The organism is Collinsella sp. TF08-11AT (assembly GCF_003437035.1).
GTDB lineage: Bacteria > Actinomycetota > Coriobacteriia > Coriobacteriales > Coriobacteriaceae > Collinsella.
The window spans coordinates 45,162-66,535 of the sequence record NZ_QSRL01000008.1; the positions used below are offsets into that span (position 1 = coordinate 45,162).

Annotated in this window: 20 protein-coding genes and 1 pseudogene; 6 read left to right on the forward strand and 15 right to left on the reverse strand. The window is 60.8% G+C overall.

Features of this window, described 5'->3' with window-relative positions; genetic code table 11:
- Positions 1 to 202: 202 nt before the first annotated feature.
- On the reverse strand, positions 203 to 1,081 hold the full coding sequence (locus DXC79_RS06460; protein ID WP_233503035.1) for a LysR family transcriptional regulator: 879 nt from the start codon (positions 1,079 to 1,081) through the stop codon (positions 203 to 205).
- 233 nt (positions 1,082 to 1,314) lie between these two features.
- On the opposite strand from DXC79_RS06460, the gene DXC79_RS06465 reads away from it, so the two are divergent.
- From DXC79_RS06465 to DXC79_RS06480, 4 genes are all read left to right on the forward strand, one after another.
- The gene (locus DXC79_RS06465; RefSeq protein ID WP_117635565.1) at positions 1,315 to 2,196 is read left to right on the forward strand and encodes an SDR family NAD(P)-dependent oxidoreductase; all 882 of its coding nucleotides are present in this window, start codon (positions 1,315 to 1,317) and stop codon (positions 2,194 to 2,196) included.
- A gap of 64 nt (positions 2,197 to 2,260) precedes the next feature.
- On the forward strand, positions 2,261 to 3,517 hold the full coding sequence (locus tag DXC79_RS06470; protein ID WP_117564355.1) for an MFS transporter: 1,257 nt from the start codon (positions 2,261 to 2,263) through the stop codon (positions 3,515 to 3,517).
- A gap of 68 nt (positions 3,518 to 3,585) precedes the next feature.
- A complete protein-coding gene (locus DXC79_RS06475; protein ID WP_117635566.1) occupies positions 3,586 to 4,626 on the forward strand; it encodes a Gfo/Idh/MocA family protein in 1,041 nt (346 codons plus the stop codon).
- 411 nt (positions 4,627 to 5,037) lie between these two features.
- Positions 5,038 to 7,185 carry a Tex family protein gene (locus DXC79_RS06480; protein WP_117635567.1) on the forward strand — a complete coding sequence of 716 codons (2,148 nt, stop codon included), beginning with the start codon at positions 5,038 to 5,040 and terminating at the stop codon, positions 7,183 to 7,185.
- A gap of 380 nt (positions 7,186 to 7,565) precedes the next feature.
- On the opposite strand, the gene DXC79_RS06485 is transcribed toward DXC79_RS06480, so the two are convergent.
- From DXC79_RS06485 to DXC79_RS06505, 5 genes are all read right to left on the reverse strand, one after another.
- Positions 7,566 to 8,270 carry a transaldolase gene (locus DXC79_RS06485; protein ID WP_233503037.1) on the reverse strand — a complete coding sequence of 235 codons (705 nt, stop codon included), beginning with the start codon at positions 8,268 to 8,270 and terminating at the stop codon, positions 7,566 to 7,568.
- A 324-nt stretch (positions 8,271 to 8,594) separates the two neighbouring features.
- On the reverse strand, positions 8,595 to 9,986 hold the full coding sequence (locus tag DXC79_RS06490; protein ID WP_117635569.1) for a PTS ascorbate transporter subunit IIC: 1,392 nt from the start codon (positions 9,984 to 9,986) through the stop codon (positions 8,595 to 8,597).
- Positions 9,987 to 10,057: 71 nt separating this feature from the next.
- Positions 10,058 to 10,333 (reverse strand): PTS sugar transporter subunit IIB, encoded by a 276-nt coding sequence (locus tag DXC79_RS06495; RefSeq protein WP_022094539.1) that lies wholly within the window; start codon positions 10,331 to 10,333, stop codon positions 10,058 to 10,060.
- A 75-nt stretch (positions 10,334 to 10,408) separates the two neighbouring features.
- Positions 10,409 to 10,855: a PTS sugar transporter subunit IIA gene (locus tag DXC79_RS06500; RefSeq protein ID WP_117564351.1), complete on the reverse strand. Its 447-nt coding sequence runs from the start codon at positions 10,853 to 10,855 to the stop codon at positions 10,409 to 10,411.
- A 9-nt stretch (positions 10,856 to 10,864) separates the two neighbouring features.
- On the reverse strand, positions 10,865 to 11,575 hold the full coding sequence (locus DXC79_RS06505; protein ID WP_117564350.1) for a transaldolase: 711 nt from the start codon (positions 11,573 to 11,575) through the stop codon (positions 10,865 to 10,867).
- Between the two features lie 348 nt (positions 11,576 to 11,923).
- Here DXC79_RS06505 and DXC79_RS06510 point away from each other — a divergent pair, with 348 nt between their 5' ends.
- On the forward strand, positions 11,924 to 12,715 hold the full coding sequence (locus DXC79_RS06510; RefSeq protein WP_158548938.1) for a DeoR/GlpR family DNA-binding transcription regulator: 792 nt from the start codon (positions 11,924 to 11,926) through the stop codon (positions 12,713 to 12,715).
- A 45-nt stretch (positions 12,716 to 12,760) separates the two neighbouring features.
- Here the strand turns inward: DXC79_RS06510 and DXC79_RS06515 are convergent.
- The 9 genes and pseudogenes from DXC79_RS06515 to DXC79_RS06555 form a co-directional block, all read right to left on the reverse strand.
- Positions 12,761 to 13,012: pseudogene (locus DXC79_RS06515) on the reverse strand (HAD family hydrolase); the annotation flags it as partial.
- Between the two features lie 191 nt (positions 13,013 to 13,203).
- The gene (locus DXC79_RS06520) at positions 13,204 to 14,283 is read right to left on the reverse strand and encodes an alpha/beta hydrolase (RefSeq protein ID WP_117635571.1); all 1,080 of its coding nucleotides are present in this window, start codon (positions 14,281 to 14,283) and stop codon (positions 13,204 to 13,206) included.
- Between the two features lie 2 nt (positions 14,284 to 14,285).
- A complete protein-coding gene (locus DXC79_RS06525) occupies positions 14,286 to 15,230 on the reverse strand; it encodes an aldo/keto reductase (protein WP_117635572.1) in 945 nt (314 codons plus the stop codon).
- A gap of 97 nt (positions 15,231 to 15,327) precedes the next feature.
- On the reverse strand, positions 15,328 to 16,164 hold the full coding sequence (locus tag DXC79_RS06530; protein WP_117635573.1) for a PTS system mannose/fructose/sorbose family transporter subunit IID: 837 nt from the start codon (positions 16,162 to 16,164) through the stop codon (positions 15,328 to 15,330).
- On the reverse strand, positions 16,161 to 16,955 hold the full coding sequence (locus DXC79_RS06535) for a PTS sugar transporter subunit IIC (protein WP_199408662.1): 795 nt from the start codon (positions 16,953 to 16,955) through the stop codon (positions 16,161 to 16,163). The genes DXC79_RS06530 and DXC79_RS06535 overlap by 4 nt, the downstream gene beginning before the upstream one ends.
- 64 nt (positions 16,956 to 17,019) lie before the next feature.
- Positions 17,020 to 17,523, reverse strand: a complete 504-nt coding sequence (locus DXC79_RS06540) for a PTS sugar transporter subunit IIB (RefSeq protein ID WP_117635575.1) — start codon at positions 17,521 to 17,523, stop codon at positions 17,020 to 17,022.
- A gap of 29 nt (positions 17,524 to 17,552) precedes the next feature.
- On the reverse strand, positions 17,553 to 17,981 hold the full coding sequence (locus DXC79_RS06545) for a PTS sugar transporter subunit IIA (protein WP_117635576.1): 429 nt from the start codon (positions 17,979 to 17,981) through the stop codon (positions 17,553 to 17,555).
- A gap of 10 nt (positions 17,982 to 17,991) precedes the next feature.
- A complete protein-coding gene (locus DXC79_RS06550; protein ID WP_117635577.1) occupies positions 17,992 to 18,846 on the reverse strand; it encodes a class II fructose-bisphosphate aldolase in 855 nt (284 codons plus the stop codon).
- 114 nt (positions 18,847 to 18,960) lie between these two features.
- Positions 18,961 to 20,163, reverse strand: coding sequence for an MFS transporter (locus DXC79_RS06555; RefSeq protein WP_117635578.1), 1,203 nt, complete (start codon positions 20,161 to 20,163; stop codon positions 18,961 to 18,963).
- 300 nt (positions 20,164 to 20,463) lie between these two features.
- Here DXC79_RS06555 and DXC79_RS06560 point away from each other — a divergent pair, with 300 nt between their 5' ends.
- On the forward strand, positions 20,464 to 21,327 hold the full coding sequence (locus DXC79_RS06560; RefSeq protein ID WP_117635579.1) for a MurR/RpiR family transcriptional regulator: 864 nt from the start codon (positions 20,464 to 20,466) through the stop codon (positions 21,325 to 21,327).
- Positions 21,328 to 21,374: the final 47 nt, after the last annotated feature.

Genomic DNA, 21,374 nt, shown 5'->3' on the forward strand with positions numbered 1-21,374 from the left:
TCCCCGGGGCGCCCTCCTGCGCGCAGTCAGCCCGTCGTTTAGAACGGAATAAAAGTTAGTGAGGCCCTGGCCGTTTGGCCAGGGCCTCGTTTTGTTAGTCTTTTTGGGACGGGGCTTTTTGACTACTTTGAGGGTGCGCAGGCAGGGCGGCGAAAGTAGCTAAAAAAGCCCCGTCCCAAAAAGACTACCCGCGCCAAATGAGCTAGTTGAGGAGTTGGGCCATGGCGTTGACGAATTTTTGTACTTGGAGGGTGGGCTCGAGCGGGTAGTGCAAGAAGACCGGCACCTCGCGGCCGCATAGGAACGGCACGCCCACAAAGGCCGGGTGCACACCCGACCATGCGCCGCAGGTGAGCACCGCGTCGCCCTTTTCCTCGGCTTCGTTAAAGAGCGCAAAGTCGAAGCTATCCACGTCGATCACGTCCACGCCGCCGTCGGCCAAAAGGTCAATGCGCAGGCTGTCCATGGCGTCGTTGCCGTGGCGCAGTACGCGCAGACGCATACCCTCCAAGTCGGCGATCGAAATACGGTTCTTGCGTGCCAGCGGGCTCGTGCGCGGCAGGTCGATATAAAACGGCACGTTGACAATGCGGAGCTTTTGGCAGGCATCACCCCAGCGCGGGGTCGAAAAACTCGACTGCACCACATCCACCTCGCGCCCCAGACCTCGCATGACGGTCTCGCGCTCATCGTAAAGGTCCCCCACCGGCACAATCTCAAAACGCAAGCGCGGCTCCATGTCGTGCACCTGCGGCCACAGCGCGAGCGTGTGGCGCCCCGGGCACATCATCGATACGCCCAGGCGCACCGCACCGCCATCGCCCGCCGCTCGCCGGGCGCGGCGCAACGCATCCTCGGATTGGCGCATAATCGAGCGCGCGTCGTCCACCAACAGCGCGCCCGCCGGCGTCACCTTGACGCCCGAGTGCGAGCGCTCGAACAACGTGATGCCAAACTCGGCCTCGAACCCCGACACCTGTTTGACGAGCGCCGGGGTCGACACGCGCAGCTTTGCCGCGGCACGCGAGAAACTTCCCAGCTCCGCGGCGGCCGAAATAGCGTCAAGTCGTCGATCGTACACGTCAATCTCCCGTTTTCGCACGCGCGGGCCCACAGCGCCGCAGGGGGTCGTTTTCGCAGGTCACACGCTCAATTGCGAACAAACCTCAATGCACAGTGTAAACCTACGGTTAACGCCATTCTAACAAATATGCAATTCACCTGCGCGAACGCTAAGCATACGATAACCAGCGAAAACCACGTGGGTCGGTTAATGGGAGCGACCCACAGGGAGGCACAAGAAGGGAAGTTCCTATGAGCAATTGGCTTAAGCTCGAGGGCGATGTCTGCGCCGTGACTGGCGCGCTCGGCGGTATGGGCGCCGAGATTTGCCGCGAGTTCGCCCGCAACGGCGCCAATGTCGTCCTGCTCGACCTGGACGAGGAGAAGGTCAAGGCCGCAGCCGCCGACCTCGCCGCCGAGTTTGGCATCCACGCCGAGGGCTACAAGATGAACGCCACCGACGAGGCCGAGGTTCAGGCCGCCGTCGACGCCACCATCGCCGAGTTCGGCCGCGTCGACGTTCTCGTCAACACCGCCGGCATCCTGCGCTTCGCCGCCATGGAGGACCTGCCGCTGAGCGACTGGGAGCAGGTGCTCAACGTCAACCTCACCGGCTACTTCATCACCTCGCAGCGCTTTGGTCGCGAGATGATCAAGGCCGGCCAGGGCCGCCTGGTGCACATCTCGACCGTCGCTAGCCACTCCCCCGAGACGTTCTCGGGCGTGTACAGCTCCACCAAGGCGGGCGTCAACATGATGTCCAAGATGCTCGCCGCCGAGTGGGGCCCTTACGGCGTGCGCTCCAACTGCGTCGAGCCCTGCTTTGTCAAGACCCCCATGTCGGCGAGCTTTTACGCCGACCCCGAGGTCGAGAAGAGCCGCAGCCGCCTCATCGCCACGCGCCGCATCGGCGAGGTCAGCGATATCGCCAACGCCGTCATGTTCCTGGCGTCCAAGCGCTCGGACTTTACCACCGGCGACGCCATCAAGGTCGATGGCGGCTTCTCCAATATGATGGGCGACCTCACCGCCAAGCCCGGCGGTCGCCGAGCCTTTGCCGACAACTACCTCAAGAACAAGGGTGTCGAGCTTTGGTCCGATGAGTCCGGCGTCGCAAAGCCGACTGACCAGTAAGCCAGCCCAACAGGGAGGCTCGCGGTGACGCCCGCTCCTCCCCGCATCGATTAGAAAGAGTCCAATGGCTTCCACCAACTCCAACAAGGGTCGCGCCGTCGTGCTTTCCGCCGCGTGCGTCACCATGTTCTTCATCAGCTCCATCGCGCTGTACTCCGTCGTGTCCAAGAACCTGCTCGCCGTCTACCCCGAGTGGTCCAGCGCCCTTACCTGGGCTTTCCCGGTCTTTCAGACCATCATGGCCGTGACGGGCATCTTCGCCGGCCGCATCTCCGATAAGATCGGTCCGCGCAACGTCGTGATCGCTGCCGCCGTGTGCTACGGCGTGGGCTGGTTCATGTCCGGCACCGTCACCGAGCCGTGGCAGTTCTACCTGTGGTTCTCGCTCGTCGCCGCCATCGGCAACGGCCTGGGCTACAACCCCGCGCTCACCACCGGCCAAAAGTGGTTCATCGACAAAAAGGGCCTCGCCTCCGGCATCACCCTGGCCGCTTCGACCGCCGGCCCCGCCGTGCTGTCCCCGGTGCTCGCCTCGCTGCTCATCCCGAGCCTTGGCATCTTTGGCGCCCTTAAGGCACTCGGCGTCATCTTCTTTGTGACGATCGCCGCCTCCGCCCTGTTCCTGAAGGCCCCCGAGGCCGGTTGGCTGCCCGAGGGCTTCGAGGCCCCCAAGGGCGGCGCGCACGCCGGCACCTTCGGCGACCTCACCCCGGGCGAGATGGTCAAAACCCCGCGCTTCTGGGTCCTCATCGCCACCTTCGCCTTCGCCGCCACCGCGGGCACCCTGCTCGTGGGCAAGGTTGCCTCCATCGCCGCTGTCCAGCTCTTCGCCGACCCCACGAGCGCCGCGGCCGTCGCCCTCGGCGGCGTGGTCGTCTCCGTCAACACCTGCGCCAACCTGGTCGGCCGTCTGTCTTTTGGCCAGATCATCGACAAGCTCGGCGCCTACAAGTCGCTGCTCATCAGCCTTGTCGTCACCATCGTCGCGCTCGTCATCATGTCGATGAGCTTTACGCAGAGCATGTTCTTTGTGGCGCTCGCCCTGCTCGGCTTTAGCTTTGGCGCTCTGCTCGTCATCTACCCGCCGCTCACCGGTGGCGCCTTTGGCACCAGCAACATCGGTGTCAACTACGGCATCATGTTCTTGGGCTATGCCGCTTCTACCTGGATCAGCCAGCCCATCACCGCCGTGCTGTATCACGCCGAGGCCGGCAGCGCCGCCTACCAGCAGTCCTTCTACGGCGCCATCGTGATCGCCGCCATCGCCGTCGTACTCACCGTCTACATGATGGTCTCCGACAGCAAGAAGAAGTCCGCCTAGTTATACCAATGTGGCAAAGGGACAGTCCCTTTGCCACATTCGCCAGCCACCAGCATTAAGGAGTCGAAATGTCTGAGCTCAACCCCGTCCGCATTGCCGTCATCGGCGCCGGCGCCATGGGCCGCAACCACATCCGCTTTGTCACCGAGGAGCCCGAGGCCGAGCTCGTCGCCATCGCCGACGCCTTTGAGGGCGCCCGCGCCACGGCCGAGGCCGCCGGCGTGCCGTTCTTTACCGATCCCGCCCAGATGATGGACGAGGTCAAGCCCGAGGCCGTCATCATCGCCACCCCCAACGACCTGCACCTGGGCGTTGCCCGCGAGGCCATCAAGCGCAACATCGTGCCGCTGGTCGAAAAGCCGATCTCCAACGATCTCGAGGATGCCCAGGCCTTCGCCGCCGAGGCCGAGACCGCCGGCGTGCCCGTACTCGTGGGTCAGCACCGTCGCCACAACCCGTTTGTGAACAAGGCCAAGGAGATCATCGAGTCCGGCGAGCTGGGCAAGCTCACCGTGTCGAGCTTCCACTACATGATCTATAAGAACGACGAGTACTTCGACGTCGAGTGGCGCCGCAAGAAGGGTGCCGGCCCGATTCTGGTCAACCTGGTGCACGACGTCGACCTGCTCCGTTACCTGCTGGGCGAGCCCGTTGCCGTCCAGGGTATGCAGTCCAGCGCCGCCCGCGGTTTTGAGACCGAGGACTCCGCCGTGGTCAACGTCCGTTTTGCCGATGGCGCGCTTGCGAGCATGACCATCTCCGACGCCACCGCCAGCCCTTGGAACTGGGAGGCAACCGCTCGCGAGGATCCGCAGTACCGCCCCTTCGACGCCGACGCCTACTTTATCGGCGGCACCAAGGGCGCCCTGTCGCTGCCCCGCCTGCACCAGTTCTCCTACGACGGCGCCTCTAACTGGCACAAGCCGCTGCAGATGGAGATTCCGGCCGTCGACCCGGCGCTTCCCCACAAGATGCAGCTCAAGCACTTTGTGAAGGTCGTCCGCCGCGAGGTCGAGCCCGTCGTGACGCCGGCCGACAACGTCAAGACGCTCACGCTTCTCAACGCCGTCAAGGAGGCCGCCGAGACCGGCCAGCTCGTCGAGCCGTAACGCCTTAAGAGCGGCCGCGACAGAAACCCCATGCCGAGCCCCTCGGTCCGCCACAAATAAGCCCCTCTTCTTTGCCCCGCGAGCAGCCTCCTGCCCGCGGGGCATTTTGCTACGTTTCCAATGATTTTCTGAGACGGGGGGCCTTTTTGCACCTCGGCTTGATTCGTTCGCCACGGAATGAGCCTATCTACTACGTTTAACCAATCACCCTCATCCATACCGAATTTCGCGAAATAAAAACCGCAGGTAGACGGGTTGCGCATTTTCGGTAAAACCAGGCATGGTCGACCCATACGGGTTAAACGTAGTAGATAGGCCGTTTTCGTGGCGCGGCCCCAAAACAGCCTTTTGGGACGGGTGGTATCCTTGGTAGCTCTGTGCTGCAAACGCACCTCAAACGCAAGGAGTCCCATGGATCTTATCGCCCAGCTCGCCCGCGAGCTCAACCTTAAGGCCGCCAACGTCGAGGCTGCCGTCAAGCTCATCGACGAGGGCAACACCATCCCCTTTATCTCGCGCTACCGCAAGGAAGCCACGGGCGGCATGGACGACGTCGCCCTGCGCGCACTCGACGAGCGCCTGTCCTACCTGCGCAATCTTGAGCAGCGCAAAGAGGACGTCATTCTGCTCATCGACGCCCAGGGCAAACTCACGCCCGAGCTCGAACAGCAGATCCGCGAGGCCACGCAGCTCCAGCGTGTCGAGGACCTCCATAAGCCCTACCGCAAAAAGCGCATGACCCGCGCACAGAAGGCCCGCGAGGCAGGCCTGGAGCCGCTCGCCAACATGATTATCATGCAGACCTCGGCCAAGGGCAGCGCACTCGACGCCGCCGCGGCATACGTCAACGAGGAGGCCGGCTTCGACACGCCCGAGAAGGCACTCGCCGGCGCCGTCGACATCGTGGCCGAGACTGTGGCCGAGGACCCCGAGAACGTCGCCGACCTGCGCGCCTTTACGCAAAACACCGCCGATATCGTCGTCGAGGCCACCGACCCCGCCGAGAAGACCCCCTACGAGCCGTACTACAGCTATGATGAGCCGCTGCGCCGTATTCCTAACCACCGCGTGCTGGCTATCGACCGCGGTGAGCGCGAGGGCAAGCTCCGCGTGCGCGTGAATGTCGACGGCGTCGCTGCCACGGCGCGCCTCGGCAGCCGCTGGCCCCGTCGCCAGGGCGTCTTTGCGCCCGTCTTTGACGCCGCTATCGCTGACGGTTACAAGCGCCTCATGGCCCCCTCGCTGGAGCGCGAGGCACGCGCCAAACTCACCGTCCGCGCCCAGACCGAGGCCATCAACGTCTTTGCCAAGAATCTCGAAGGCCTGCTCTCGGCACGCCCCGTGCGCGGCGCCCGCGTGCTCGCGCTCGATCCGGGCTACCGCACCGGCTGCAAGGTCGCCGTCATGGACGAGACCGGCAAGCTGCTCGACCACGGCGTGGTCTACCCCACCAAGCCGCGCCACGACGTCGCCGGCACTAAGCGCGAGCTCGCCCGCCTCGTCAAGAAAGACGGCGTCAACACCATCGTCATCGGCAACGGCACCGCCAGCCGCGAGACCGAGGAAGTCGTCTCGGAGTTCATTGCCGAGCAGGCGCCCAGCCTTCGCTACACCATCGTTAACGAAGCCGGCGCGTCGGTGTACTCGGCTTCCGAACTCGCCAGCCAGGAGTATCCCGACTTGGACGTCACCGTGCGTGGCGCCATGAGCCTGGGCCGCCGCCTGCAAGACCCGCTGGCAGAGCTCGTCAAGATCCCGCCCCAGTCCATCGGCGTTGGCCAGTACCAGCACGACCTTGACCAGGCCGAGCTTTCGCGTACCCTGGGCCATGTGGTGGAAGACGTCGTCAACCGCGTGGGCGTCGACGTCAACACCGCAAGCGCAAGCCTGCTGGGATACGTATCGGGCATCACGCCGAGCGTGGCCAAGAACATCGTGGCCTACCGCGAGGAAAACGGCGCCTTTACCGATCGCCGCCAGCTCAAGAAGGTCCCCAAGCTGGGACCCAAGGCATATCTCAACGCCGCGGGCTTCCTGCGCATCAGTGGCGGCAAGAACCCGCTTGACGCGACAAGCGTCCACCCCGAGAGCTACGAGGTGGCGACGGCCGTCCTGGAGCGCGCCGGCGTTGCGGCAAGCGAGCTCAGCCGCGGCGGCGTGCCCGACATCGAGCGCCGTCTGGGCAGCATCTCGGCGCTGGCAAGCGACCTGAACTGCGGCACCCTCACGCTCATCGACATCGTCAACGAGCTCAAGAAGCCCGGCCGCGACCCGCGCGATGACGCGCCCGAGGTGGTCTTTAGCCGCTCAGCACTTTCCATCGACGACCTAGAGCCCGGCATGGAACTCAAGGGCACGGTGCGCAACGTCGTCGACTTTGGCGCCTTCGTCGACGTGGGCGTGCACCAGGACGGCCTCGTGCACATCTCCAAGCTAGCCAACCGCTTTGTCAAGCACCCGAGCGACGTGGTGCGCGTCGGCGATACGGTCAAAGTGTGGGTCGAAAAGGTCGATCGCGACCGCAAGAAGATCTCCCTCACCATGGTGCAGGGAAAGTAAACCGCCAAGGCAAGGGTACCCCCTGTAGTGGCGTGCAAAATCGCGAGTATTCTGCAAATTCCACCGTTCCGGATGCCCCTCAGAGACGAAAAGCATGGAACAGCCCCCGTTTTAGCGTCGTCAGAGCCAAAACGGGGGCTGTTCCATGCTTCGGTTAACTGGTAAAAGCCTTTACCTTGCTGAATACTCTCAATTTTGCACGTCGCAGGCGGGGGTACCTTTGCCTACGGCAGGATATGGAAGCCGAGTGCTAACTTGCCGGCAAGCTCGTGTCGGCAGCCCCGGCCTTTCCTTTGCCTAGCGCGACCCTCGCGAAGCGCGTGAGCGATAGGGAAAGGAAAGGCCGGGGCGAACAACCCGCGGCGCAGCCAGTGTTCGCGTTACGGCAGGATATGGAAGCCTAGCGAGGCGATATCCTTGGCAAAACCGCGCACGGTATCGAGCGAGACCTCGTACGGATCGCGACCGATGTTCTTGCGCTTGGCCAGGATGCTGTTGGGCACCGTGATGATCTGACAGCCGCAGGCCTGCGCCTGGTAAATGTTGATAAGCTCGCGCGTGGACGCCCACAGGACCTCGCAGTTGGGCTTGGCGGCGGCCTTCTTGACCGACTCCGTCATAAACGGAATGGGATCGACACCCGTGTCGGCGATACGGCCGGCAAAGAGCGAGATGATGGACGGCGTCTCGGCGTCGACAGCGTCGACCATCTCGTCGACCTGCGTAGGCGTAAAGATGGTGGTGACGTTGACCTTGATGCCATCGGCCGAAAGCTTGCGCACCAGCTCGGCGGTGGACTCGCCCTTGGTAGTCACGCACGGAATCTTGACGTAGACGTTCTCGGCCCAGGTAGCGATCTCGCGGGCCTCGACCTCCATGGTCTCGACGTCGTCGGCAAAGACCTCAAACGAGACGGACACATCGGTGATGTGGGCCAGGACCTCCTTGGCAAACGCGCGGTAATCCGTCACGCCGCCCTTCTTCATAAGGGACGGGTTGGTCGTGAAACCCTGAACGTTGCCGTTCTCGTACATGTCGAGCATGCCCTCGAGGTTTGCACCGTCAGCGAACACCTTGATTGCCATCTGCCTGATTCCTTTCGTTAGCATACGGCCGATAAACTGCTAAACACTTTACCTACGTTTATCAAGGCGTGAGCTGCGGGTTTTCATCTTCTCGGCGAACGGTTTTGCAGTTTTACCATTTTTATATCGACACCCCAGCGGCAAAACGTTTTTGCTGATCATCGCGGTTGATTCCGTTCGCGGCGCAGAGACAGCGCTTCACCGGTGCGTTTTCACAACCAGTCCAAAACAAAAAGCGGTGACGCCTCATTTGAGACGTCACCGCTTCCGTGTAGGAGCCGGTTATCGGAGCTCCGCCCGATTAGGGCTTAACGTATGCCTGGATTACTCTTCCTCAACGTGATTGATCACAGCACCCTTGGTGTGGATGAAGTTGGGGACGAAGGCGACGATCAGAAGGACAGCAAGAATCGCGTAGACACCGGTGGTACCGAAGGCCTCGGCAGCGCGGCCAAGCGTAATACCAATGACGGAGAAATCGAAGTCGCCGAACGTAGTGTTCTTGAAGCCAAAGACGTCAAGAACGGGCAGGAGCAGGGCCGGGGCGAAGGTGATGAGCAGACCGTTGACGAAAGCGCCAAGAGCTGCGCCCTTGCGACCGCCGGTAGCATTGCCGTAGATGCCTGCGGTAGCACCGCAGAAGAAGTGGGGAACCATGCCCGGGATGATGAAGATGCCCAGGGTAGCGCCCACGATGAACATACCGACCACGCCACCGATGAAGGATGCGACAAAGCCGAGGATGACGGCGGTGGGAGCATAGGGGAAGAAGACGGCGCAGTCGACGGCGGGGATGGCACCGGGGATCAGCTTGTTGGAGATGCCCTGGAAAGCCGGGACCAGGTCGGCAAGGATCATACGAACGCCGTTATAGACGATGGTGACACCAACGGCAAAGGACAGGGCACAGGTCAGGGCATAGACAATCACGTTGTCGCCGCCAGCGGTCTTGGTAACGACCGCAGGATCTGCGATGTAAGCGGCGAAAGCGGTAACCAGGTAGAAGAAGGCCATGGTAAGAGCCGTGGAGATGGTAGTGTCGCGCAGGAAGGCGAACTTCTCGGGAACCTCGATCTTCTCGGTGCTGTTCTCCTCGGCGTCCTTAGCAAAAAGCGTACCGACTGCAGCGGAGATGTAATAGGCGAGTGAACCGAAGTGGCCCATGGCGATTTCATCGCCATCGGTAACCTTCTCGGTGAAACGCTGACCAACGGCGGGAAGCATAGCGCTCACGAGGCCCAGGAACATGCCGCCCACGATGACAAGCTGGACATCCTGGAAGCCAGATGCCTGCAGAACGGCAGACAGCAGGCAGGCCATAAACATGCTGTGATGGCCCGTCAGGAAGATGTACTTAAACTTGGTAAAGCGGGCAATGATAATGTTCACGACATAGCCGAGAATCAGGATCATCATGGTCTGAACGCCGAGGACGCTCTGAGCCATCGAAACAACGACCTCGTTGTTGGGCACGACGCCGGTGATGTGGAAACCGGTCTCGATGAAGGTACCCAGCGGAGCAAGGTTCTCCTGAACAACAGCGGCGCCGGCGGACAGCATGATGTAACCAAGAATGGGCTTCAGGGTGCCCGTCATCACCTTGTGGGCAGGACGCTTAAGCGCGACAAGGCCCACAAAGGCAAATAGGCCCATAATCCACGCTGGCTTGGTCAGAATCGATTGGATAAACTCAAGTATGGGAAGGATGGCTTGCATCTGCGCTTCCTTTCTCTCTAACGTGGGCGCGTTTCCCTCTTCCACAGGGAACCGCCCTTTTTTGTGCCGCTTTAGGCGTTAGCGGCGGCCGCCTTGATTGCCTCGAGGGCGTCTTCGCGGATCTTCTTCTTGTTCACATAGCTGCGAACGATCACAACGTTGCCGTGGAGCTCGGGGGCGAGTTCCTTAACGGTGATGAACAGATCCGGATTTGCGGAAGAAGCACCGTTCAGGTCCATAGACTCAACGTCGGCCTTGATGCCCTCCTCCTCGCAAAGCTCCTCGACTTTGCCAGCGAGCATCAGGCTGGACCCGATGCCGTTTCCGCATACGGTGATGATATGCATGGCAACCTTCCTCTCCTACACGTGACGGTTTTCCGTCTATCCAAAAGCGGCGACGCATCGCCGTGCCATTAAGGCCTAAAAGAATGAACGCATGGTCTCCAAAACCTGCTCGGGCGTATCGCATGCGCTGAGCTTGGCAACGCAGTCCTCGTCCTCGAACATCTGCGAAAGCTCCGCCAAGCAGCCAAGATGAGCCTTGGGGTCGGGTGCGCAAATACCCACGAGCACGTGAACCGGATCGAAATCCTCGTGTCCAAACGCAATGGCAGGGTCAAGCGTGACGATACAGATCCCCGCTTCACTCACATTGCCATCTGCCTGAGCGTGGGGCATGGCGATGCCCTCTTCCAAGACCATATAGGGGCCGAATTTGTGAACCGATGAAATCATGGCGTCAACATAGCTCTGGTCGCATTTGCCAGCGTCTACGAGCAACTTACCGCATGCCTTGATCGCTTCCTCCCAGTCGGAGGCCTCGACGTGGCAGGCAACAAGCTCGGGCTTAAGAAGATCGGTCAGCATGCTCGTCCCCTACTCCTCGGGCAGGATATGAAAACCAAGCGCCTGAATGTCGCGGGCAAAGCCCTTGACCGTATCAAGCGAGTACTCAAGCAAATCTTTCCCGAAATTCTTGCGCTTGGCAAGAAGGGCATTGGGGACCGTAATGATCTGACAGCCAACGGACTCCGCCTGGAAGATATTGAGGACCTCGCGCGTAGACGCCCAGAGAACCTCGGCAGCAGGCTTAACGGCAGCCTTCTTTACGGACTCCGCCATGAGGGGCAGCGGATCGACGCCGGTATCGGCAATGCGACCGGCAAAGATGGACAGAATAGAGGGGGTCTCAGCAGAGACGGCATCGACAAACTCGTCGACCTGCTCGGGCGTGAAGATAGTGGTGACATTCACCTTGATGCCGTCGGCAGAAAGGCGCTTGACCAGCGCGGCAGTGGACTCACCCTTGGTGTTGAGCGCCGGGATCTTAACGTAGACGTTGTCTGCCCAGGTTGCGATCTCGCGAGCCTCGGCTTCCATACCCGCCTCGTCGTCGGCGAATACCTCAAAAGAGACCGACACATCAGTAATGTGCTCAAGAACCGTCTTGGCAAAAGCGCGGTAGTCGGTCACGCCGCCGGCCTTCATAAGGGAAGGATTGGTCGTGAAGCCCTGAACGTTGCCATTGTCATGCATGTCAAGCATGCCCTCGAGGTTAGCGCCGTCGGCAAACACCTTGATCGCCATGTTCGGTCCTTTCTCATCTAACACTATTGCTATCGAAAGCCTTCTTCTTTGTTTCAAAAGCTTTTCGGTTTTCTTTTATAAACCATTTCAAAAGCTATCGAAAGCTCAATTGTCAACTTTCCGTGAACGGTCGAATATCGGGCGTGAACGTACTTCTTTTGGGCGGCACCTTCAGAATGAGACTCTTTATAGCCCGTTTACGTGCGAACTATCTGCTACGCATGCATTTGTGACATGCCATTCCGTTCTTTTGATTCATTCGAATTTGCCTTGTTCTTTTCATATCGATACGTTATATTTCGATTACGAAAGGCGCATCTTTTACCTTTTGTTCAAAAGGAGCGGCATATGGCATCTACTTCAGACCTTTCACCGGCCGAGCGTCAGCGATTTATCATGAATTGGCTGGCCGAAAAGCCAAATATCTCGGTATCCGACATCGTTCGCCGTTTTTCGGTTTCGGAAGTCACCGCACGACACGACCTCATCTCGCTGGAATCCGAAGGCAAGCTGCGTCGCGTACGCGGCGGAGCGGTATCGCTTTCTCGCTCCAACGCAATCTCGTATCCCGAGGAGCGCATCAATGTCCAAGTCGAGGCCAAGGAGGCCATCGCCGCAACCGCAGCAACTCTTGTTGATGATGGCGATGTTCTGGTAATTGATATCGGCACCACAGGCTTTTACTTCGCTAAGGCCCTCATGGACAAGCGTGAGATCACCATTATCACCGGCGATCTTGCAATCGCGAACTACGCCAGCTTCAATCTCCCCAATGCTTCGGTAGTGCTGCTGGGCGGCTCCGTGCGCAAGGGCCACCTCTATCTCGCGGGCGCACTGACGCTCGACTGCATGAGCAAACTACATGCCGACAAGGCGTTTGTCAGTGCTGACGGATTCCACCCCGACCACGGTTTTACCGTCGAGCACGACTTCTCGGCCATGATCAAGCATATGTACCTTACCAACTCAAACCAGGGCTACATGATGGTTGACCAGGGAAAGTTCAACAAGACCAGTTTTTATCAGTCCGCGCAGATCGATGACCTCGACGGCATCATCGTTGATGGAGACGACGAGGGCATCATGACGGCGGCGATCGAGAGCAGTCGCAGTCATCCCAAGCTCTATATTGCAAAATAGCTCAAATGGCCGGGTCGCCCCCACTGCGGGCGACCCGGCCATTTATTAAATCAACCCAAAATGCTGCATCGCTGTGACGGTGCCGTCGTGTGCGACGTCGTCGGTCACGTAGTCGGCGATCGCCTTGACCTCGGGCATGGCGTTGCCCATGGCGACAGCCGTCTCGACGGCGGCGAGCATGCCCAGGTCGTTGCCCGAATCGCCAAAGCCAAAGGTGCGCTCGTTGCCAGCGCGACCCAGATACGCCAGCGCCCGCGCCAGGCCCACGCCCTTGTCGATGCCCTTGGGGCTCAACTCGCGATTTGTTTGCTGGGCTCACTTGGAAGAGCGGCGGTAAACGCATCTCCCGGTTAATCCGGCACCGCCGAAGCGAACCCCACACACGCCCTCCGGCAAGCGGCACGCGCCCGTCAACGCAAAGGTCCGGCGGGACGCACCTAGCATCCCGCCGGACCGCCACTCGTCCAGGAGGCCGCCGCGACGAGCCCCTAGATCTTCGCAAGCTCCTCGGAGATGACGCGGCAGACGTCCTCAGCCTGAGGCATCACGCCGTACATCTCGAAGAAGCCGTGGTCGCAGCCGCGATAGCGAATCGCGGTGACGTCAACGCCCGCATCCTGCAGCCTCTTCGCGAATAGCTCGTCCTGATAGCGCAGGTAGTCATACTCGGAAGAGATGATGACCGTGCGGGGGAACGCGCTCACGTCCTCCGCGAACAGGGCAGACACCCTCGGGTCGAGCATCTCCTCCGCATTGCCGTTGGTATACATCACTGGCAGGTCGTCGTTGGCGTTGCGGATGCGATCCACCCTGCTCAGAGCCTCGGCCCTCTGGTCGTTCACGATCTCATAGAGGTCATAGGACCATTCCTCCGGAACAGGGCCGCCGTCGACGAGCGGATACAGCTCGGCCACGAGCTTGATCCTGTCCGCATGGGACCCGTCGAGGACGACGGCGTTGGTCAGGCTTCCGCCCGCGGAGTCGCCAGCCACGGCGACCCGCGTCGCGTCGACACCCAGCTCATCCGCATGCTCGACAAGCCAGTCGAGCGTCTTCACGCAGTCCTCGACACCACCGGGGAACATCGTCTCGGGAGACAAGCGGTACTCCGGGTAGATCGCGACGCAGCCCGTTCGCTCCGCGATGTCGCGCAGGCAGTTCTCGTACTGGCCAATGTTGCCCACCATGAAGCCGCCGCCGTGGATGAACACGAGCGCGGCGGAGCCGCACCCGTGGCCCTCGGGCGTGAAGACGTGCAGGGGAATGCCCCTGTCGCCAAAGTTCATGACGACGGTCTTCTTGGCGACGTTCGAGCCCCTCACGACATGGGTCTCCTTGTTGGGAGCGGAGCGCCACGCGATCACGTCCACCGGCCCCGCCGGCGCCGGGCCGGCGGCGAGCTTCGCATGGGCGCGCGCGTAGACGCGCGGATCGAGCACGCGCTCGCGCTCGTCTCCCGGCACGGGCTTCAGCAGGAGCTTCAGCCCGTTGGGCTCCACGACCTCCCTAGATCCACGCTCAAGCACTTCAAGCTCGGAAGTGGGGTACTTCCTCTCCTCGGTGCCCATGGCTAGCCGATCTTCAGCTCGTCAAGCTTGGCGTCAAGCTTGGCCATCTCATCGGCGGAAAGCTCCCACTCGAACGTCTCGCAGTTCTGAATCGCGTGGGCGTCCGTGCGCACGCCAACGAGCGCGGTGCCCACGTACTCCTTCTGGGTGCTCCAGTTCACGGCGACCTGTGCCACGGGCTTGTCATGAGCCTCGGCGATCTCGTCCATGACCTTGAGCAGCTCCTGGACGCGCGAGAACTTGGGCTCCTGGAAGTAGTCGTAGAAGCCGCCACGAACATCGCCCTCCTCGAACTTCGGCAGCTCGCGGAACTTGCCCGACAGGATGCCCGCGCCAAGGGAGCCATAGGTGAAGGAGTCGATGCCACGCTCGTAGCCCCACTTGATAAGGTCCTCGGAGGAGCGGTCGACCATGGAGTAGGGCGGCTGCTGGACGTCGACCTGAGCGACCTTCTCGCACTCCTCGATCATCTCGGTCGTGAAGTTGGAGACGCCGATGTGGCGAATCTTGCCTTGCTCCTTGAGGAGCTGGAGGGCGCACATCGTCTCGGAGAACGGGGTCTTGGCGTCGGGCCAGTGCACGAAGTAGAAGTCGATGTAGTCGGTGCGGAGATTGCGCAGCGAGCTCTCGACCTCCCTCATGATGTTCTTGAACGAAGAGTCGCGGTCATAGCCGGCGGCGCTGGTGATCAGGCCAACCTTGGTCGAGAGCAGGTAGCTCTCTCGGTCGACGCCCCTGAGCGCGTTGCCGACGACCTTCTCGGACGCGCCGTTGCCATAGCACGGCGCGGTGTCAATGAGGTTGACGCCGTGATCGAGCATGGTGCGGATGGCGGACATGCTGGCGGCGTCATCGTTCTCACCAAAGGAGTCGCCGCCGATCGCCCAGGTGCCCACGGCGAGCTGGGAGACGTCAACGTCGGAGTTCTTGAGGTGCGTGTAGCGCATATTCTCTCCTTCTAATGGGGCGGCACGCGTCGAATGTCCTCGATCGCGTGCCGCCAGGAATTGCCTTGAACAGGCTTCGGATGATCCGGAAACCGCCTTACACGATGCCCACGAGGCCGAGGACGAGCGCCAGAACCATGATGCCGACCAGGATGATGTTGACGTTCACGTTCTTCTTGCGCAGGAGCCAGAGGACGACGAGCGTAAGTCCCAGAGGCACGATGCCCTTGAAGATCGAGTCGAGGTAGGTCTGGATCATGACGGGGTCGGAGTCCTGAACCGGAATGGACAGGATCGTGTTGAATTGGACGTTCGCCGCGGTCATGGCGCCGATCATCACCAGGCCGATCGTGGAGGTCGCCTTGGTGATGAGCTTCATGAGACCACCCTCGTACATCTCGGAGATGAAGTTGGTGCCCATGCTGAAGCCGAGGTAGGTCATGAAGTATCGGCAGAGGATCGACGGGATGTTGTAGATCAGCAGGAACATGATCGCGCCGAGGGGCGAGCCGCTCATGGCGAGGTTAATGCCGATGCCGGCGGCGATAACACGCAGGACGCCCCAGAAGATTGCGTCGCCGATGCCGGACATCGGGCCCATCAGGGAGACCTTGATACCGTCGATGGACTCGGTGTCGAAGTCTTCGTGCTGCGAGTTCTCCCTCTCCATGGAGGCGACGAGGCCCATGGCGAACGTGCCGACGTTCTGGGTAATGTTGTACCAAGTCGTGTGACGCTTCATGGCGTCGGCACGAGCCTCGGGGTCATCGGCGTAGTAGCGGTTAAGCGCGGGCTGGACGGAGTACAGCCAGCCGTCGGCGCCAGCCTTGACGGAACCGCCGGCGCAGGAAGCGAACACGGAGAAGGAGCGCAGGAAAATGCTGTTGAGCATCTTCTTGTCTTCAGGGCTCACATTCTTGGTCAGGTTGCTCATGCGAAGAAATCCTCCTCGTCGCTGGTTACAGAGTCGCCGGAAACGGCCTGGGTGGCCACTCCCTTCTTGGTGAGATCGAAGATCTCCTTGTCGCGGAGGGCGGAGGCAACCGCGATGATGACACCGAGAACTGCGATGGCGATCATCGGGAGGCCGAGGTACTGGTAGAGCGTAAAGCCCAAGAAGAAGTAGATGCTGAGCTCGGTGCTCCACAGCATCTGGAGCAGGAGCGCCATACCAACGGCGGGCAGGAGGGCACCCACGGCGTTGAGGCCGCTCATGACATTGGCCGGAATCTGGTTGACAATGGCGGCAACGGGCTCGGCGCCAAGGTAAACGCCGAGGAAGGCGATGAGGCCAAAGGCGGCGTACTTAACGAACCAGAGAACGAAGTGCTGAAGCGCGAGGCCCTTCTCGTTGCCCTCGGCGGCCATCTTGTCAAAGGTGGCTGCGAAGAACGCGAGGAACACGTTGTTCATGAAGATCGAGAGAAATGCGGTGACGACGCCCACGGGAACGGCCAGTGTGATGGCGGCACCCTGGTCGATACCAGCGCCAACGGTGAAGGCGACGGCGAGGGCGGTCGCGGTAACAGGCTCGGCGGAGATAGCGCCACCAATGTTAACCGCGCCCATGAAGATCGCCTCGAGAGAGGCACCGATGATGACACCGGTCTTGACGTCGCCCATCAGGAGGCCCGCAACGAGACCTACCACGAGAGGACGCTCGATCATGCACTGACCGAGAACCCAGTTGCCGCCGTAGCAAATCAGCACGGTCAACCAGGCCATTATTGCCAACCCAACCATTTGACTTCCTTTCTTTCATTTCATTTGGCCGCCTGGCCAAATCCCCTTATTTCCCCGCCGCCTCGATCAGACTCTTGAGAGGAGTCTTGGGATTGGACGGGATAAGCTGATGGAAAACCGGAATACCCTGCTCGCAAAGCTCCTTCGCGGCCTCGAGCTCATCCGGGTTGAGCATGATCGTGGAGTTGAGGGCGACCTTGCTATCCGGATCGGACTTGTCGAAGCGGCCGACGTTGGCAACGTTCACGCCCTCAATCTTGCCCGGCGCGCCCTTAACGAGCTCAAGCACGTCACGCACGCAGTTGGTGAGCGCGAAGATGCGCATGGAGTCCGCGCGCGGATCGTTCGCGATGCGGCAGGCATCCGGAACGTCCTTGACGAGGAGTTTCTGGCCCGCCGGCGTACCCATGGAAAGCGTCATGCGAAGGGCGTCGCTCTCCACGGCGTGCTTGTTGGCGACGATGATCCTGGTGGTGTTGAGCTCCTTGGTCCACACCAGGGCGACCTGTCCGTGAATCAGACGGTCATCGACTCGAACCTGAACAATCATTGCTTCCTCTCTCTACTTGTTAGTACTCTCTAATCAAAGAAGTCTCCCTCGGACTCCTCGTTGTCCGCGGCCTTGCTCGGAGGCTCGACGACCTGCATCGTCGCCCTCGCCAGCTCGACGCTCTGCTTGATCGAATCTGCCGTGACCGGCTCGGCGCCGAGGAGCGTCTCGATCACGAGGCCGAGGTTCATACCGGTGACGTGGACGATTCCGCGCTTCTCCGGCTCCATAAGGACGACCTTCTGGAAGACGGAACCACCGTAGATGTCGGTGAAGATGATGGCCTCGTCCTCAGGGCCCACCGAGTCAATAAAGGCCTGGATGCGAGGGGTGAAATCGGAGTCGTCCACGTAGCAGTCAACTGCCTCCACCATGTCCGCCATGCCGGTCAGGATTCCGATCGAGCTCCTGATTCCGCTTGCGAGGTGGCCGTGCGACGCGACAAGAACTTTCTTCATCGAGTCTCTCCTAGAGCGAATAGTGGTTGGGGTTCAGAAGCTGGATCTTGCTGACGACGAACGCGCGCATGTCGGGGGCGGCGTCCATCAGGAGGCCTATGCCGTTGCCGTCGTTCTTACCGGAGTTGATGTCCTTCTCGAAGGCGCGGTACATGGAACGGAAGTACTCCGTGGCGATGTTGAACTTACTCATGCCGAGGTTCACGGCCTCCTGGAGCTGCTCGTCGGGGATGTCGGAGCATCCGTGCATGACGAGGGGGACGCTGACGGCCTCCCTGCAGGCCTTGATGCGCTCCATGTCGAGGTTCGGGACCTTGACATAGGGGCCGTGGGCATTGCCGACGGCGATGGCGAGCGAGCCGCAACCGGTGCCCTCGACAAACTCCTCGGCGAGGTTCGGGTCGGTGTAGTGGTCGCTGTTCACGAAGTCGTTGGCGTCAGAGCCGTTGCCGACATGGCCGAGCTCGGCCTCGATGTCGACGTCGAAGATCTTGGCGACCTGGACGACGTCCTTCGTGAGCTGGAAGTTCTCCTCATAGGGAAGTGAGGAGCCGTCGACCATGACGGATGGGAAGCCGGCCTTGACGCCCTTGACGGCGATCTCGTAACCAGCGGAGTGATCCTGGTGGACGGCGACGGGCACGCTCGCGCGCTCGGCGTAATAGCGGGCGGCGAAGGCGATGATGTCGAGGGCGCAGTGGTCCTCGAAGCCAGGCCAGTACTGGATGATGATGGGCATGTGCTCATCCTCGGCGGCCTGGATCGCATAACGGATGGTCTCCGTATTGATGACGTTAATCGCGGGCACGCCATAGTGGTGCTCGGTCGCATGTTGAAGAAGCTCGTTGACCTTGATGAGTGACATCTTTGTCTTCCTTTCACCTGAATAATCATTGGATCGGACAGTTCTCAGCTCGTCAGCTGGTTGAACACGAAGCGAAGCGCGAGGCAGGCAGGCGCTTGCGAGGCGCGGTGGAGCCTATGCGGCCGCCTGGCCCTCAGGCTGCGGCGCCGCGCTTCGACGCCATAGCACGTACGCCACAAGAGCAGCGACTGCAGCAATCGTTGAAGCGAGGGCGAAGGCCAGGAAACCCGCGTGCGTGCCGAGCGCATCGCACGCCCAACCGCCAAACAGGTTCGCAACCACGACGGACAGACCGCTCTGGACCATCGCGAAGGCGCTCTGACCTCGAGCGCGACAATCCTCGTAAGTGTGGTTGGCAATGTAGGTAACGCAGGAGTAGTAGACGGTCATGTAACTCACGCTCTGCAGCAGCTGGCCGCAGACCATGACCGGGACGATGCCGGTGCCCACAAGCACGAGCCTGAGCGCCGCCATGAAGCAGGAAAAGATCAGGAGGTTCATCTCGCCGAAGCGCCTGACCAGCTTGGAGGAAACGAGCAGGATGGGGATCTCGCTCGCAGCGGAGACCGCACTCAGGACGCCCACGAGGTTCTGACCCTCGCCAAGCTCGACCGCGTAGCGGCCCAAGAACGCCCCGATGAAGCCAATCGCGGCCGAACTGATGAAGGCGAAGACCAAGACGAAGGCGATCTCATTGCTGGTGAACAGCGAGAGGAGGCCCTTTCCGTGGGAGACCTTGGGATCGTCCGCGGCATTGGCGCGAATTCCCGCCTCGGGGAGGCGCCACATGTGAGCCGCGAAGACCACCAGCGCGGCGGAGACCACCGTGAACTGGATTTGAGGAGCCATGTCGAGCAGCCGACCGACGATCAGGACGACGATGGCATAGCCGATAGTGCCACCCATGCGAATGCGAGAAAAGTCCAGGCCAGAGCGATCCGCGAGCTCGATGACGAGGGAGTCGCTCAGGGGCAGGAGCCCCGAGAAAAACGCCGAGAATGCAAAGGTTACGAGAAGGACCGGGACGAACGTCGACGCCAGGTAATACAGCGGAGCGAGTACCGCCGCCGCAAGGCAGAGGGCCACGATGACCGCGCGGCGGCGCCCGAGCTTGTCGGCGATCGTCGACCAGAGCGGCTGGATGGCGAGCGCACACACCGGGGTCGCCGCGAGGAGAATGCCGGTCTGGGCCGCGCTGAGGCCGAGGCTCGTGTAGTGAGCGGAGAGAAACGGCGAGTACACACCCGCGCAGACCCAGTAGAGTACGTTCGCGAAGAACAGCGAAGTCATGCTTGCGTTTGTCTTGGCGTTGTGCATCGTGCTTCTCCCTTCTTGCTCGCCGGGTGCCTGTCTGGGCTTCGAAGTGATTCACCATCTAGCGTGAAACGGAGTTGCGAGGCGTTGAAACAATGTTCTGTTGTTTCATCGTTTTCGTGCCGTTGTTTCACGGCTCATAAGATAGCAGCTCAAGCTGAGATTGCGCCGAGGAAGTACCGATTTACCGTGAACGGTAGGAAATCAGCGGTGAAACGCTATTTCACCGCTGATGAAACATTTTGCTTATTTTTCACCTCTCTTGACCTAAGATACAAAGCAAGCTAGGACCAAGGAGTAACCATGGATAAGACAGGAGATGTGCTCAGCCACATCTGCGCGGTCATGAGCAGCCTATCCCCCTCGGAGAAGGCAATCGCAACGTATGTGCTCGACCACCCGTCGGATGTCGCAACGATGACCGTCCGCGAACTCGCCGCAGAAACCGGTACGTCACCGGCGTCTGTTTCGAGATTCGCAAGGACGCTTGACTACCGAACCTATTCGGACATGCGTCTGGCGCTCGGCATATCCATCAGCAGGGCATCCGGCGAAGAAAAGGCCACGGACGGCAGGATTACTCTGGACGACGTCGAGGGCTCCATCAAGTACGTCCTGTCTCACAAGGTCAAGGAGCTCTCCCAAACCGCCTCGCTCATTGACTCCGATGACTTTTCGGCAGTCGTCAATCTGCTCCACAACGCCAACCTCGTCCTGATCGCGGGCGTCGGCAACTCGATTAACATGGGCGTAAACGCGGCGTTCAAGCTCTCGCAGGTTGGAGTCAGAGCGTTTTGCCCCAGTACCACCGAAGCCATGGTCTCCGTCGCAACCAGCCTCAAGGAGAATGACGTTCTGCTCGTCATTTCGACGTCCGGATACTCGAAGCGCCTCGTCAACATATTCGACTCTGCCGAGGATTCGAACACCCCCATCATCATGATCACAGACAACCCGGATACGCCGCTCGCGAAGCGTGCCACGCATATCATCCGAGCCATCTCGCGAGATCAGGCCATCACCGGAACCGAGATCGCCTTCTCGCACAGCTCGATCAACTTCGTCATCGAGCTGCTGTTCCTCTTCCTGACCTCTTGCTGGGATGACCCGGTAGAGTTTAACAGGATCATCTCGAAGAATCTCATGGGAGACAAGCAATACAGCTAGGACGACGCACGCCGGCGCACCGATGCCCAGACCGAAACGGGAGGACC

Coding starts and splice junctions, on each gene's coding strand:
- DXC79_RS06545 (WP_117635576.1), bottom strand. CDS start 17,981: ATGAAGAAAGTTCTTGTCGCGTCGCACGGCCACCTCGCAAGCGGAATC.
- DXC79_RS06470 (WP_117564355.1), top strand. CDS start 2,261: ATGGCTTCCACCAACTCCAACAAGGGTCGCGCCGTCGTGCTTTCCGCC.
- DXC79_RS06490 (WP_117635569.1), bottom strand. CDS start 9,986: ATGCAAGCCATCCTTCCCATACTTGAGTTTATCCAATCGATTCTGACC.
- DXC79_RS06505 (WP_117564350.1), bottom strand. CDS start 11,575: ATGGCGATCAAGGTGTTTGCCGACGGCGCTAACCTCGAGGGCATGCTT.
- DXC79_RS06520 (WP_117635571.1), bottom strand. CDS start 14,283: ATGGGCACCGAGGAGAGGAAGTACCCCACTTCCGAGCTTGAAGTGCTT.
- DXC79_RS06555 (WP_117635578.1), bottom strand. CDS start 20,163: ATGCACAACGCCAAGACAAACGCAAGCATGACTTCGCTGTTCTTCGCG.
- DXC79_RS06475 (WP_117635566.1), top strand. CDS start 3,586: ATGTCTGAGCTCAACCCCGTCCGCATTGCCGTCATCGGCGCCGGCGCC.
- DXC79_RS06495 (WP_022094539.1), bottom strand. CDS start 10,333: ATGCATATCATCACCGTATGCGGAAACGGCATCGGGTCCAGCCTGATG.
- DXC79_RS06465 (WP_117635565.1), top strand. CDS start 1,315: ATGAGCAATTGGCTTAAGCTCGAGGGCGATGTCTGCGCCGTGACTGGC.
- DXC79_RS06480 (WP_117635567.1), top strand. CDS start 5,038: ATGGATCTTATCGCCCAGCTCGCCCGCGAGCTCAACCTTAAGGCCGCC.
- DXC79_RS06525 (WP_117635572.1), bottom strand. CDS start 15,230: ATGCGCTACACGCACCTCAAGAACTCCGACGTTGACGTCTCCCAGCTC.
- DXC79_RS06550 (WP_117635577.1), bottom strand. CDS start 18,846: ATGTCACTCATCAAGGTCAACGAGCTTCTTCAACATGCGACCGAGCAC.
- DXC79_RS06560 (WP_117635579.1), top strand. CDS start 20,464: ATGGATAAGACAGGAGATGTGCTCAGCCACATCTGCGCGGTCATGAGC.
- DXC79_RS06535 (WP_199408662.1), bottom strand. CDS start 16,955: ATGGCCTGGTTGACCGTGCTGATTTGCTACGGCGGCAACTGGGTTCTC.
- DXC79_RS06540 (WP_117635575.1), bottom strand. CDS start 17,523: ATGATTGTTCAGGTTCGAGTCGATGACCGTCTGATTCACGGACAGGTC.
- DXC79_RS06500 (WP_117564351.1), bottom strand. CDS start 10,855: ATGCTGACCGATCTTCTTAAGCCCGAGCTTGTTGCCTGCCACGTCGAG.
- DXC79_RS06485 (WP_233503037.1), bottom strand. CDS start 8,270: ATGGCAATCAAGGTGTTCGCTGACGGTGCAAACCTCGAGGGCATGCTC.
- DXC79_RS06510 (WP_158548938.1), top strand. CDS start 11,924: ATGGCATCTACTTCAGACCTTTCACCGGCCGAGCGTCAGCGATTTATC.
- DXC79_RS06530 (WP_117635573.1), bottom strand. CDS start 16,164: ATGAGCAACCTGACCAAGAATGTGAGCCCTGAAGACAAGAAGATGCTC.